Origin of the sequence: Frankia casuarinae (assembly GCF_000013345.1) — a bacterium.
Classification (GTDB): domain Bacteria; phylum Actinomycetota; class Actinomycetes; order Frankiales; family Frankiaceae; genus Frankia; species Frankia casuarinae.
On the sequence record NC_007777.1, the window covers coordinates 278,337 to 290,362 of the forward strand.

General features: G+C 68.2%; 13 protein-coding genes and 3 pseudogenes. 8 read left to right on the forward strand and 8 right to left on the reverse strand.

Annotation, left to right across the window (positions count from 1 at the left end; translation table 11 throughout):
• Position 1: 1 nt before the first annotated feature.
• The gene (locus tag FRANCCI3_RS01195; protein ID WP_011434707.1) at positions 2 to 406 is read right to left on the reverse strand and encodes a hypothetical protein; all 405 of its coding nucleotides are present in this window, start codon (positions 404 to 406) and stop codon (positions 2 to 4) included.
• Between the two features lie 174 nt (positions 407 to 580).
• Between FRANCCI3_RS01195 and FRANCCI3_RS26595 the strand changes: the two genes are divergently transcribed.
• A complete protein-coding gene (locus FRANCCI3_RS26595; RefSeq protein WP_011434708.1) occupies positions 581 to 745 on the forward strand; it encodes a hypothetical protein in 165 nt (54 codons plus the stop codon).
• A 101-nt stretch (positions 746 to 846) separates the two neighbouring features.
• Here the strand turns inward: FRANCCI3_RS26595 and FRANCCI3_RS01200 are convergent, their stop codons facing one another.
• On the reverse strand, positions 847 to 1,692 hold the full coding sequence (locus FRANCCI3_RS01200) for a TetR/AcrR family transcriptional regulator (RefSeq protein WP_011434709.1): 846 nt from the start codon (positions 1,690 to 1,692) through the stop codon (positions 847 to 849).
• A 67-nt stretch (positions 1,693 to 1,759) separates the two neighbouring features.
• Here FRANCCI3_RS01200 and FRANCCI3_RS01205 point away from each other — a divergent pair, with 67 nt between their 5' ends.
• From FRANCCI3_RS01205 to FRANCCI3_RS28875, 5 genes and pseudogenes are all read left to right on the forward strand, one after another.
• The gene (locus FRANCCI3_RS01205) at positions 1,760 to 2,296 is read left to right on the forward strand and encodes an ABC transporter ATP-binding protein (protein WP_011434710.1); all 537 of its coding nucleotides are present in this window, start codon (positions 1,760 to 1,762) and stop codon (positions 2,294 to 2,296) included.
• A 32-nt stretch (positions 2,297 to 2,328) separates the two neighbouring features.
• Positions 2,329 to 2,409: pseudogene (locus FRANCCI3_RS28870) on the forward strand (hypothetical protein); the annotation flags it as partial.
• 146 nt (positions 2,410 to 2,555) lie between these two features.
• Positions 2,556 to 2,765 (forward strand): hypothetical protein, encoded by a 210-nt coding sequence (locus FRANCCI3_RS27380; protein WP_023840136.1) that lies wholly within the window; start codon positions 2,556 to 2,558, stop codon positions 2,763 to 2,765.
• 166 nt (positions 2,766 to 2,931) lie between these two features.
• Positions 2,932 to 4,884 carry a molecular chaperone HtpG gene (gene htpG, locus FRANCCI3_RS01215; protein ID WP_011434711.1) on the forward strand — a complete coding sequence of 651 codons (1,953 nt, stop codon included), beginning with the start codon at positions 2,932 to 2,934 and terminating at the stop codon, positions 4,882 to 4,884.
• A 6-nt stretch (positions 4,885 to 4,890) separates the two neighbouring features.
• Positions 4,891 to 4,995 (forward strand): annotated as a pseudogene (locus FRANCCI3_RS28875) (RNA polymerase subunit sigma-24); the annotation flags it as partial.
• A gap of 99 nt (positions 4,996 to 5,094) precedes the next feature.
• Here the strand turns inward: FRANCCI3_RS28875 and FRANCCI3_RS01220 are convergent.
• Together FRANCCI3_RS01220 and FRANCCI3_RS01225 are read right to left on the reverse strand one after the other, a co-directional pair.
• Positions 5,095 to 6,240: an RNA polymerase sigma factor gene (locus FRANCCI3_RS01220; RefSeq protein WP_035731191.1), complete on the reverse strand. Its 1,146-nt coding sequence runs from the start codon at positions 6,238 to 6,240 to the stop codon at positions 5,095 to 5,097.
• Positions 6,241 to 6,248: 8 nt separating this feature from the next.
• Complete coding sequence (locus FRANCCI3_RS01225; RefSeq protein ID WP_011434713.1) at positions 6,249 to 6,656, reverse strand: YciI family protein; 408 nt, start codon at positions 6,654 to 6,656, stop codon at positions 6,249 to 6,251.
• A 162-nt stretch (positions 6,657 to 6,818) separates the two neighbouring features.
• On the opposite strand from FRANCCI3_RS01225, the gene FRANCCI3_RS01230 reads away from it, so the two are divergent.
• Positions 6,819 to 7,088 (forward strand): type II toxin-antitoxin system VapB family antitoxin, encoded by a 270-nt coding sequence (locus FRANCCI3_RS01230; protein WP_011434714.1) that lies wholly within the window; start codon positions 6,819 to 6,821, stop codon positions 7,086 to 7,088.
• Between the two features lie 617 nt (positions 7,089 to 7,705).
• Complete coding sequence (locus FRANCCI3_RS26600; protein ID WP_023840133.1) at positions 7,706 to 7,945, forward strand: hypothetical protein; 240 nt, start codon at positions 7,706 to 7,708, stop codon at positions 7,943 to 7,945.
• A gap of 3 nt (positions 7,946 to 7,948) precedes the next feature.
• On the opposite strand, the pseudogene FRANCCI3_RS01240 reads toward FRANCCI3_RS26600, so the two are convergent.
• The 4 genes and pseudogenes from FRANCCI3_RS01240 to FRANCCI3_RS01255 all read right to left on the reverse strand — a co-directional run bounded on the left by FRANCCI3_RS01240 (position 7,949) and on the right by FRANCCI3_RS01255 (position 11,917).
• Positions 7,949 to 8,790, reverse strand: a pseudogene (locus FRANCCI3_RS01240) (transposase family protein).
• A gap of 320 nt (positions 8,791 to 9,110) precedes the next feature.
• A complete protein-coding gene (locus FRANCCI3_RS01245; protein WP_011434717.1) occupies positions 9,111 to 10,019 on the reverse strand; it encodes an ABC transporter ATP-binding protein in 909 nt (302 codons plus the stop codon).
• The gene (locus FRANCCI3_RS01250; protein WP_011434718.1) at positions 9,992 to 10,834 is read right to left on the reverse strand and encodes an ABC transporter permease; all 843 of its coding nucleotides are present in this window, start codon (positions 10,832 to 10,834) and stop codon (positions 9,992 to 9,994) included. The genes FRANCCI3_RS01245 and FRANCCI3_RS01250 overlap by 28 nt, the downstream gene beginning before the upstream one ends.
• A gap of 42 nt (positions 10,835 to 10,876) precedes the next feature.
• The gene (locus FRANCCI3_RS01255; protein ID WP_011434719.1) at positions 10,877 to 11,917 is read right to left on the reverse strand and encodes an ABC transporter substrate-binding protein; all 1,041 of its coding nucleotides are present in this window, start codon (positions 11,915 to 11,917) and stop codon (positions 10,877 to 10,879) included.
• Positions 11,918 to 12,026 lie beyond the last annotated feature (109 nt).

Here is a 12,026-nt window from a genome sequence, read left to right on the forward strand (position 1 = left end):
GTCATGCCCCTTCCGGGAGCTCGTCGTGGGCGTCGTGGGCGTCGTGGTGATGGTGCTCGCCCGGATCGCCGTGCGGGCCATGGTCGTCGCCAGAGGCCCCGGGGGAGAACTCCTCGGGGAAGGCGGTGATGATCAGGCGTACCAGGTCGACGACCGAGGGGATCTGATAGTTGGGCAGGCCGTGGCAGTGTGCCGTGCCGTCGTTGGAAACCCCAATGTGGACGTTCAATGGTTGGCCGTCGACGGTGATCTCGTAGGTGGTCGTGATGACGACGTGGTGACCGTCGAAGTCGTCCTCGCGGACACTGCGGGCCGGGTCGCCATGTACGTGTTCCGGCCGGGGAAGGCTAGCAAGATAGTTGGCGAGAAAGGCGGGATGAGTGACGTCTGTCGGGTCCGGTGGCATGTAGTTCCCCCGAATTCCAGGCGGTGCGGTGAGGTGGTGAGGCGGTGAGGTGACCAAGAATCTACCGACGGTACGGGTCTGGCAACGAGGTGTCGTCCAGGCGTCTGTGCGTCACGTGGGCCGGCGACGCCGCGGCGCCGCCGGTGCCGGGGATGCGTCAACCTGCCGACCGAGGTGTTATCGGATGGTCGACAGCGCCTTGTTCACGTCTTCGGCGTCGAACTCGACCGGGTCGAACTCGTCTGCGTCCCGCAGGCCCAGCCATTCCAGGCGTTCGTCGTGTTCCGGATGGCCGGGGTCGCCGAGGACCTCGACGAGCTCGCCGATGCGGGCTGCTGATCGCGAGATCGTTGAGGTCCGCCTTGACCTGGGCCTCCGCCGTCGCTTGGAGAGGGCCGGGTAGCCGCCGCGCGGGATGATGTCATCACCGCGGCGGTCGCTCAGCTCGAGCCGATGCCCAACGTCCCGCCGGCTGCCGAGGTTCGGTCGATGAGAGCGGCGATGCCGTCGAGGATCCGGTCCACGCCGAAGAGAAACTCCTCGGTCTCCTCGAAGCCCGCCGGGCCGTCGCCGATCTCGCCCGCCCAGGCGATGCGGTGCAGCCGCGGATAGGTCCGCTCGTCGACGAGCTCGCGCAGCAACGCCTCGAAGCCCCAGACAGGCGGCGCGTCGCCCCCAGCCGGCCCTGCCTCCGCGTCAGCTCCAGCCCCAGCGCAAGGAGCCACAGCCGTCCGGGCCTGGGCGGCAGCCCGGGCGGCATTGTGGGCCATTCGGGCCTCGCTGAGGGCGTACGAGCTGAGCAGGCCGATCACGCGGAGTTTGTCGGCGTCAGACAGGCTGGTGCCGTCGAGGGTCTCCAGCCCCTTTTCGACGAAGGTCAGCGAATTCGGCGCAAGCGGGGGCGCGGCCATCGGCATCTGGGTGATCCAGGGATGGCGGTCGATCATCTGGCGCTGGACGATCACCCAGGCTCGCAGCCGGGCCCGCCAACCATCGCCCTCGATGACGAGGCTTTCGGCGCCCTGGGCGCTGGCGTTCCACATCATCTGGAGCAGCTCGTCCTTGGTGGCCAAGTGCCGGTAGAGCGACATCGTCGTGTAGCCGAGCTCCTTCGCCACGCGGGCCATCGACACCGCGTCCAAGCCCTCGGCGTCGGCGATCCGGGTCGCCGTCGCCACGATCGCGTCTACCGACAGCTCCGGCCGCGGCCCGCGCTGACCACGCTCGCGGCGGCCCCAGAGCAGGTCGAGGCCCGGCGGTAGCGGCGGTGACTTCTCGCTGACCATCGACCTCCCTCCTTGACTGCGAGAATACGGCTTGACGTCAACTGTATATGGCGCATACCTTTCATGTATGCCATACACAGTAATCGCGGACGGGATCCGCAAGTCCTACGATGGCCGGGCGGTGCTCGACGGCGTCGACCTGGCTATCGAGCAGGGTTCCGTCTTCGCGCTTCTCGGTCCGAACGGGGCGGGCAAGACGACGATGGTGCGCATCCTGGCAACCCTGGTCGCCCCTGACGCGGGGACGGCCGTGATCGCGGGCTGTGATCTGCTTCGCGACCCGGTCGGCGTCAAGGGCGCGATCAGCCTGACTGGCCAGTACGCCGCGATCGACGATCTGCTTACCGGCCGGGAGAACCTCGAGATGATGGCGCGGCTGCGCCACCTGCCCAGGCGCGTGGTCCGGTCCCGGGTCGACGACCTGCTGGCCGAGTTCGACCTGGCCGACGCCCGGGACCGCCGGGTGAAGACGTACTCCGGCGGGATGCGCCGGCGCCTCGACCTGGCGGCCAGCATGGTCAAGCGGCCCCTCCTGTGCCAGCGCGGGCACAGGCACCGCGGGCAGCGGACCTGCTCGCGTGACCGGGTGCCACCCTCAGAATGATTGTTCTCGATACCAATGTCATCTCCGAGCTCATGCGCGCAGCACCAGCCGACCGCGTCGTAAGGTGGGTAACCAGCCGACCCGGTGACGCCTTGAACACGACCTCGATCACCGTGGCTGAGGTCCGTTACAGCCTCGTCCGACTGCCATCCGGTCGCCGCCGTGAGTTGCTGATGGCAGCCGCGGACGATGTCTTCTCGGCGTTCCAGGACAGAGTCCTGCCCTTCGCGCCACGGCGGCCCGTCACTACGCCAGCCTCGTGGTCGAGCGTGAACAAGCCGGGACTCCGATCAGCGGCTTCGACGCCCAGATCGCGGCTATCTGTCGAGCCCGCAACGCCGTCCTGGCTACCCGCAACACCAGCGACTTCACCGGCCTGGGCTTGGAACTGGTCGACCCCTGGGAGGCCGAGGTGCTGCCCGCCGAACTGCAGGTTGCGTTCCGCCTCAAGCGCCGTCAGCAGGGCTAGCATCGGGCCGCCCACCGGCTGGTCCGTCGGCGGAGGTTCGTGGACGCCCGATATGATACGGGCTGCCCGTTCCGCTGCGTGCCCGAGGCGTCGCTGGGCGCTGGCCGTCACGCGCGGGACCGGGTAGCCGTCGTGCAGTCTGCTCGTGTCCGCATGGAGGAGCCCCGTGAGCACCCGGGTCGAGACGCTGGAGTTTCAGGCCGAGGCGCGTCAGCTTCTGCAGCTGATGGTCCATTCGATCTACTCGAACAAGGACATCTTCCTGCGGGAGCTGATCTCTAACGCGTCCGATGCCCTGGACAAGCTGCGCATCGCGTCGTTGGTCAAGGACGGCCCGCGGGTCGACAGCGCCGACCTGCGCATCGAGATCGAGGCCGACGTCAACGCTCGCACTCTGACCGTCCGCGACAACGGCATCGGGATGTCCCGCGACGAGGTCGTCGGGCTCATCGGCACCATCGCGAAGTCCGGCACGGCCGAGCTGCTGCGCAAGCTGCGGGAATCCGAGGACGGCGCGGCGTCATCCGATCTGATCGGGCAGTTCGGCGTCGGCTTCTACTCCACCTTCATGGTGGCCGACAAGGTCACCCTGCTGACTGGGAAGGCCGGTGAGAGCGGCGGCACCCGGTGGGAGTCCGACGGCGCGGGCACCTACGTCATCGAGACGGTGGACGACGCGCCGCGGGGAACCGCGGTCACGGTCCACCTGAAGCCCGAGGACAGCGAGGACCGTCTCTACGACTACACCGACGAGAACAAGATCCGGGAGATCGTCAAGCGGTACTCCGACTTCATCGCCTGGCCCATCCGGCTGGTGTCGGCCCCCGCCGCGAAGGACCGAGACTCGAACGACGACGGGACAGCCGAGTCCGGCGCCGGCGCCGAGAATGCCGGCGACCGGCCGCTCAACTCGATGAAGGCGCTGTGGGCCCGGCCGCAGAGCGAGGTCGACAAGGCCGAGTACGACCAGTTCTACCAGCACCTCAGCCATGACTGGACCGGCCCGCTCGAGGTCATCCACATGAAGGGCGAGGGGACGTTCGAGTACGAGGCCCTGTTGTTCATCCCGTCGCGAGCGCCGCTCGACCTGTTCACCCGGGATGCACGCCGCGGCGTCCAGCTGTATGTGAAGCGCGTGTTCATCATGGATGACTGTGCGGAGCTCCTGCCGAACTATCTGCGCTTCGTCCGGGGCGTCGTCGACACGCACGACCTGTCGCTCAACATCTCCCGAGAGATCCTCCAGCAGGACCGCCGGATCCAACTTGTGCGGCGCCGGCTGGTCAAGAAGATACTGGCCTCCATCAGGGCTCTTCAGGAGAACGACGCCGAGCGCTACCGCACGCTGTGGAAGGAGTTCGGCGCCGCCCTCAAGGAGGGCCTCCTCGAGGATGCCGACAACCAGGATGCGATCCTCGGCCTCGTCTCGGTGGACTCGACGCACGACGCCGATCGGCCGACCACGCTGCGCGAGTACATCGAGCGTATGAAGGACGCCCAGAACGAGATCTACTACCTGACCGGCGATTCGCGCGGAATGATCGAGAACTCGCCGCACATGGAGGCGTTCCGGGCCAAGGGCTACGAGGTCCTGATCCTGACCGACCCGGTTGACGAGGTCTGGGTCGAACGGGTGGCGGAGTTCGACGGCAAGCCGCTGAAGTCGATCGCGAAGGGCGAAGTCGACCTCGACACCGACGACGAGAAGAAGAGCAGCGAGGCCGAGCGGGAACAGCTGCGCAAGGACTTCGCCGCCCTACTGCCCTGGCTGGCGGCCAAGCTTGAGGACGACGTCAAGGAGGTCCGGCTGTCCAGCCGCCTCACCACGTCGCCGGCCTGCCTCGTCGGCGACACGTTCGACATGACGCCCGCGCTGGAGAAGATGTACCGGGCGATGGGGCACGAGATGCCACGCCCCAAGCGCATCCTCGAACTCAACCCGACGCACGCGCTGGTCATGGGCCTGCGCGCCGCACACGAACGGGACGCGGATTCCGCCGCCCTCGGCGACACCGCGGAGCTGCTGTACGGCATGGCGCTGCTCGCCGAAGGCGGAGAACTGCGCGATCCCGCGCGATTCACCCGCCTCCTCGCCGAACGCCTGGCGGAGGCGCTGTAGCGGCCGCCAACCGAGCGGGCCGTGTTTGTGCCGCGCGACGTATTCGACTTCGAGTGCGCCGAAGTGGCGCAGGCTGTCGACAGGAATCCTGCCGCGGTCCGTCAGCATGCAGGCGACCGCACACCGTAATGAGATTCGAACTCACTGTGAGGCGACAGCCCTGGCCGCGGGGCCGCGCCAAGTGCTGCGGGAAAATCCGAGCGCGACCCGTCAGCGACACCGGCGGGCGTTGAGCCGGGCGGCCTGGCGCGTCAGGTAATCGCGCTCGGCGAGGTTGGGTGCCTTGTGGGCCGCCTCGGCGTACAGCCGTGCCGCCGTCGCCAGGTCGCCGTCGCGCTCGTGGAGGTACGCCGCCACCGCGGCGTGGCGGGGCAGTGAGTCGTTCAGCGCCGCGAGCGCCGCCAGCCCGGCGCGCGGTCCGTCGGCCTCGCCGACGGCCACTGCGCGGTTGAGCCGGACGACCGGGCTGTCGGTCAGACGCGCGAGCTCGTCGTACCACTCGACGATCTGGACCCAGTCAGTCTCCTCGGCGGTGGGCGCGTCAGCGTGGAGTGCCGCGATGGCGGCCTGGGCCTGGAACTCGCCCAGCCGGTCGCGGGCGAGGGCCGCCTGCAGGATCTTGACGCCCTCGGCGATCAGCTCAGTGTCCCACCGGCTGCGGTCCTGCTCGGCGAGCGGCACCAGGCTGCCGTTGGGCGCGGTCCGGGTGACGCGCCGGGCGTGGTGGAGCAGCATGAGGGCGAGCAGCCCCGCCACCTCGGGATGGTCGACCGCGGCCGCGAGCTGCCGGGTGAGCCGGATGGACTCGGCGGCAAGGTCGACGTCGCCGGAGTAGCCCTCGTTGAAGACCAAGTAGAGGACGCGCAGCACGGTGGCGACGTCGCCGGGCTGGCCGAACCGCACGCCGGAGATGGTGCGCTTGGCACGGCTGATGCGCTGCGCCATGGTCGCCTCGGGCACCAGGTAGGCCTGGGCGATCTGGCGGGTGGTCAGCCCGCCGACGGCGCGCAGCGTGAGCGCGACCGCGGACGACGGCGTCAGCGAGGGGTGGGCGCACAGGAAGTAGAGCTGGAGCGTGTCGTCCACCGTGGGCGCGGGCCCGGGCGCCGGCTCCTCGTTGACGAGGTCCTCACGCCGGCGGCGGGCGGCGTCCGCCCGGGTCGCGTCGAGGAACCGGCGCCAGGCCACGGTGACCAGCCAGCCCTTCGGGTCCCGCGGCGGGTCGGCCGGCCAGACGCGGACCGCCTCGACCAGCGCGTCCTGCATGGCGTCCTCGGCCGCCGCGAAGTCGGCTCCGCGGCGGACGAGGATCCCTAGCACGCTCGGGGTGAGGCTCCGGAGCAGGGCCTCGTTTATCTGAGAGGTCACTCTGTGATGGTGGGCGGTGAGGTCAGGAACGGGCGCACCTCGAGCCACTCGTGGATCGGCTTCCCGCCCGCCCCAGGGGCGGCCGACAGGTCCCCGGCCAGCTCGATGGCGCGCTCGTAGCTGTCGACGTCGATCACCATCCAGCCGGCGATGAGATCCTTGGTCTCGGCGAACGGGCCGTCGGTGACCGGTGGGCGCCCCTCACCGTCGTACCGGACGAACGTCCCCTCGGGGGCAAGCGCCTGGCCATCGACGAACTCGCCGGTCCCCTCGAGCCGGGCCGCGAAGTCGTGCATGTACTGCATATGCGCCGAGATCTCCTCCGGGGTCCACTGGTCCATGGGCACGTTGTTGACCGGAGCCGGAGCGCCGCGGTAGTGCTTGAGCAGCAAGTACTTAGCCATCGTGTTTCTCCTCGGTGCTGGTGCTACCCATTTTGGTCACGTTCACCGCGGGGACGGAGCCAGTCGCGGGTTCTCGACATCGCCGGTTGCATCCCGAGCGCCGGAGTCTCAGCCGGTAAGACCCAACGGACGGCGGGTACCTTGGTGGAAGGACCCGCCTCCATGGTGGACGGAGCCTTGACGGTGTTGAACATCAAAAATGAGGAAGCCCAGCGTCTGAGCCGCGAGCTTGCGGAGCTGACGGGGGAGACCGTCACGACGGCCGTGCTCGTCGCTGTCCGGGAACGCCTGGAGCGGATGCGCGCCGACCGCGACGAAGGTGAGCAGCGAGCGGCCCGCATCGTTGCCCTGGGTCGTCAGACAGCGGCCGCGGTGCCCCCGCCCGGCCTGAGCATCGAGGATCTCTACGATGAGCATGGGTTGCCAGCGTGATCGTAGACTCGTCGGCACTCGTCGGCACTCGTCGGCTCAAGGGTGAGGACTTCGTCCACACTGATCTGATCGCCGCGGAGCTGGACGACGAATAGGCACACCGACGAATGACCGGCTGAGTAGGCATTCCGTTGGCTTCTGACGCACCAGGCTTTGCGGGCCAGCGCCGCTTCTCCCTTCGTTTTGGCTGGGGACTTGAGGATCTTGCCGTTCTTGCGCCAACAAGCGACATCCACGTCGTCGTGGACGTGTTGTCATTCAGTATGGCGGTGTCGGTCGCGGTCGGGCACGGGGCGCGCGTCTTTCCATACTTCAGCGAGAGTTTCTGGCCGCCGGGGGTTCTCGACGGCACGCTGTCCCTGCCCACCAGCGTGGTGGTGCTCACCAGCGCGGTGATGCCCACCAGGCCCGGCCTTCTTCCGCTTGATCGTGACAGCCTGCCGCATGTCCCCTTGGCTAGGGCCAGTCGTCGCTGCGGCCCGGGACGCCCGCATCGATCACTTGCACCTCGTCGGTCACTCGCTCGGCGCCGTCGTGGCCACGGCCACCGCAGGGCTGTACCCGACAGGGTACGGTCCCTGACGGCGCATGCCGGATGGATCAGCGCGGACCCGAGGATGGCGTTCCAGTTCGAGCTGTGGAAGCGGTTGGTGTTCGTCGACCCCGCGGCGATCGCGCAGCTGCTGTTGCTCACCGCGATGGGCAGGGAAACCCTGGACGCCTGGGAGCGGACCGATTTCGAGCGGGCGAGGGAGGCCTTCGTCGGCCTGTTGGACGGTGCCGCGGCCGGTTTCGCCCGGCAGTGTGATGCCGACACGACCATTGAGCCTTTCCGCGTAACCGATCGTCACGTTTAGTGATCACGTCGTTCGATCATGCTCGATGTGCAGGAGCACGAGAGCGGCGGCGACAATCTTCCCGATCTTCCACGGGCAGACGCTGACGTTGCGCAGCGCCTTGAACGTCATCTTCAAGAGCGAGTTCCCGCGTTCGCCGACGGCCCGTTGGGCGTTGTGCGCCTTGTTGGATGCTTTCTGGTCGTCGGTGAGCGAGCCACCCTTGGGCTTCAGCCACCCTTGGGCTTCTTGATCGCGACGGTCACGGTGTCGCGTTCGCCTTCGTAGCCCAGATCGCCCAGGACCGGCAGGCCTGCGGCGATCCAGACCGCCAGCGCCGGCAAGATCTGCGGGTGCGCGCGCAGCGCGGTGGTGTCGTGTTCGCGGCCGGGGCGCACCTCGGAAGTCCACAGCGGCCAGCCATCGGGCGCGGTGACGACCTGGATGTTCCCGCCGTGATTGGCATGCTTGCCCGACCACCACAGGTCCACTCCCGCGGTCGGGCCCGGGGTGGCGTTCCGGTCGGTCTCGATCAGCGTGCCATCGACACTGACGTGGCTGTGACCGGCGGCTTTCGCGGCGAGCAGGGCGGATTCCAGCTTCGGGGCGCGCTCGGCCAGCACGGCGATCCCTTCGTGGAGGTAGTCGTAGCCGGTCGACTTCTTGATCCCATGGTCGACGATCAGTTGGGCGACCCGGGTGGCGTCGGCGAACCAGCGCAGCACGAGCACCGCCTGCTCACGACTGGTGAGCTTCCGTGTCCCCTTCCGGGTGCCGCGGCGGACACGTTCCGCTTCCAGCAGTCCGGTGACGAACTCGACCGTGTGGTCCTGGAACGGCAGTACGGCCGTGTATGTCGCACTCATGGCGCGCGGGACTCCCTGAAGCTGATCTTTGGTCGGAACAGACTTCTACCGGGGTCCCGCGTTTCTTCTTGCACCGCCCCCTTCGGACCGCCCTACCGCCTACCGTCCGTGATGCTCACGCAGAGCTATCGATCGTTGCGCGGAAAGGCTCAATGACTGATCCGTCCAGACGTGCCCGGCGGGAGACGATCCGAGCCGAGCACGCGGCCGAGGATGCCGAAGCCGCCGAGGCGGAGGCGGTGGAGTCCGAGCAGGCCGTCCTCGGTACGGGTGCCCACATCGTCGGCGGACGGGCTGCGCGTCCGCGAGGCGGCGGCAGGTCAATGATCGCCTTCGGCGAGTTCGTCGACGCCGAGCTCGGCCAGCAGCGTGGAACGCAGCCGGTCGAAGGCGGGGTCGGTCCGTCGCCGAGGGGACGCCACATCGACTGGAACGTCGAGGGAGAGCCGTCCCTCGGTGAGGACAAGCACCCGGTCCGCGAGCAGGATCGCCTCGTCAACGTCGTGCGTGACGAACAGTACCGCCGGCCGGTGGCGACGGCACAGCTGCTGGAGCAGGGCGTGCATCCTGATCCGGGTCAGGGCGTCGAGGGCCCCGAACGGTTCGTCGAGCATGACAAGGTCCGGCTCCCGAACCAGCGCCCGGGCGAGCGCGACCCGCTGTGCCTCACCGCCGGACAGCGCCACCGGCCAGGACCGTTCCCGCCCGGCCAGCCCGACCTCTGCGAGCGCCACCCGTCCGCGTTCGGCGACGTCGCGGCCGGACAGACCGATCGTCACGTTGGCCAGGGTCCGCGTCCATGGAAGCAGCCGGGCCTCCTGGAAGACGACCGAACGCTGCCGGGTGGCCAGAACCTCGCCGGAGATGCCGCCGTCGAAGCCGCCGAGGATGCGGATCAGCGTGCTCTTCCCTGACCCGCTGCGGCCCAGCAGGGCGACGAACTCCCCGGAGGCGACCGTGAGGTCGAGGCCGTCGAGGACCGTGTGATTCCCGAAGGTGCGACGCAGGCCGCGGATCCGGATGGCGGCGCCGTCGGCACCGCGGGTTTCGGCGGTTTCGGCGGTGTGCTGAGCGTCGGCGGTGTGCTGAGCGTCGGCGGTGTGCTGAGCGTCGGCGGTGTGCTGAGCGTCGGCGGTGGCCGGGCGCTCCAGGGTGGCGACGGCCGTGGCCGCCGCCGTGGTGTTGGTGTCGGTGTCGGTGCTCAGGTTCCGTCGAAGCCGCGGCGCCATGACAGCAGCGTCCTTTCCAGGATGCGGACCATTCCGTCGCTGACGAGTCCCAGGATTCCGTAGATGACCAGGCAGAGGACCATGATGTCGGTCCGATTCCAGGACTGCGCGCTGTTGAGCAGGTAGCCGATGCCCTTGTCGGTGTTGACCTGCTCGGCGAAGACCAGCAGTAGCCAGGCGACTCCCAGAGCCCAGCGCAGACCGACGAGGAAGCCCGGGAGCGCGCCGGGAACGATGACTCGCCGGATGAGCCCGAACCGGCCGAGGCCGAAGGTCTGGCCGGCCTCCACCAGTTTGATGTCGACCCCGCGGATGGCGGAGTAGGTGTTCATATAGATGGGGAAGGAGACCCCCACGGTAATCAGGAATATTTTTGCTTCCTCGCCGATGCCGATCCATACGATGATGAGCGGCAGCAACGCGATGACGGGGATCGTCCGTAGGAAGTTCATCGCGGAGTCGACGACGTCCTGGCCGGCGCGGAAGAAACCGGCGATCACCGCGAGAGTCAGCCCGATGGTGACTCCGAGGATCAGGCCGACCCCGCACCGGTAGAGCGAGATGCCGAGGCTGTCCAGCAGCTCGCCGCTGTTCCACAGCTCCCGTCCCGCGCCGAACACCGCGGCCGGGGAGGCCAAGGACTGGTCGCTGACGAGGCCGAATCCCGTGACCGTCCACCAGGCGGCGAACAACAGCGCGGGACCGGTGAACCGGCGGACCTCCGGCGGAATCCACCGGCGCCCGCCGGAGCCGCGCGGCCCGGCCTCGGTCCGGCCGTCAGCGATGACGCCGTCGGGTAAGATGAGTTCGTTCACGTTTATCATCCCCTCGGATGGAACGTCCCGGTGCCCTGAGGTTCAGGTGGCCAGCGAGGCCTTGGTGAACGCGGCGGTCAGCTCGGCATTGAAACCCTTGTCGATCTCGTCGTTGACGTTCAGGGTCTTCGGCAGTTGGTCGACGTCGATCAGCAGTCGGGCCTGCACGCGCTGGCTCTCGATGAAGCTTTCGGAGACCGGCTTGTAGAGTGCCCGCGGCAGCGAGTCGAAGTACTTCCTCGCCGTCTGCGGGTTCTGCTTGAGCTGGCCCACGTAGTACTTCTTGATCCACTCGTCCTCATGGGCCTTCGGCCAGGCGGATGCCCGGGACAGGCGGATCAGGAAGTCCTGCACCGCCGTGCGCTTCGCCGGATCCTTGAGGGTGTTCTTCGATGCCAGCACGACCGAGAAGACCGGGAGCGGCTTGGTCTCGATCTCATAGGAACCGGGAGCCTGCTGGCCGACCGCGGCGACGTACTGCTTGGCGTACACGATGGCGTCGACCCGACCGGAGGCGAGTGTCGCTCCGAGGCTCGTGATGGGCACGTTCACCGGGGTGATGTCGCTCTGCTTCAGACCGGCGGACGCGAGCTGGTTGAGCAGATAACCGTGCAGGGAGGTACCGAGGGTGAGGGCGATGCGCCTGCCCTTGAGGTCGGCTGGCTTGTGAATCCCGGAGCCGGCCTTGACGATGATCGTCTGGGTGTTCACCGGGTTCTCCGCGACAGCGACCGCGGTCACGCCGGCGTGCGCCCCGTTCGCGAACAGTACCGGTGTATCGCCCATGAAGCCCACGTCGATCTTGCTCGCGCTGAACGCGGCGTTCATGTGCGGACCGTCGGCGAAGGTGTTCCAGCTCAACCCGTAGGAAGTGCCCCGCGCCTCGCCGGAGAGCGTGAGCGGCAGTTCCAAATACTTGCCCTGGTCGCCGATCCGCAGCGTCACCTGGCCACCCGTAGCGGCCGAACCCGCGCTGCCGCTGCCGCCGTCGTTCCCACAGGCGGCCAGGGTCACCGCGACGGCTGCGGCAAGTCCGGCGGCCAGGAGGGAAAGACGCCGCCCGCGCGGTCGTCGATGCTGCATCGGAAATCTCCCTATCGGGTCGTTCGGTCGTGATCCGGCGGACAGACGGTGGCCGTTCGGGGTGGCTTGTCGTTCGAGGTGGATCGTTGGTCGGGGTGCCGACAGCCGC

What these genes read in the sequence shown, in the direction of transcription:
- FRANCCI3_RS01195 (WP_011434707.1), bottom strand. Translation starts at nt 406, where the DNA reads ATGCCACCGGACCCGACAGACGTCACTCATCCCGCCTTTCTCGCCAAC.
- FRANCCI3_RS01200 (WP_011434709.1), bottom strand. Translation starts at nt 1,692, where the DNA reads ATGGTCAGCGAGAAGTCACCGCCGCTACCGCCGGGCCTCGACCTGCTC.
- FRANCCI3_RS01205 (WP_011434710.1), top strand. Translation starts at nt 1,760, where the DNA reads ATGCCATACACAGTAATCGCGGACGGGATCCGCAAGTCCTACGATGGC.
- FRANCCI3_RS01225 (WP_011434713.1), bottom strand. Translation starts at nt 6,656, where the DNA reads ATGGCTAAGTACTTGCTGCTCAAGCACTACCGCGGCGCTCCGGCTCCG.
- FRANCCI3_RS01230 (WP_011434714.1), top strand. Translation starts at nt 6,819, where the DNA reads ATGGTGGACGGAGCCTTGACGGTGTTGAACATCAAAAATGAGGAAGCC.
- FRANCCI3_RS26600 (WP_023840133.1), top strand. Translation starts at nt 7,706, where the DNA reads ATGGCGTTCCAGTTCGAGCTGTGGAAGCGGTTGGTGTTCGTCGACCCC.
- FRANCCI3_RS01245 (WP_011434717.1), bottom strand. Translation starts at nt 10,019, where the DNA reads ATGGCGCCGCGGCTTCGACGGAACCTGAGCACCGACACCGACACCAAC.
- FRANCCI3_RS01255 (WP_011434719.1), bottom strand. Translation starts at nt 11,917, where the DNA reads ATGCAGCATCGACGACCGCGCGGGCGGCGTCTTTCCCTCCTGGCCGCC.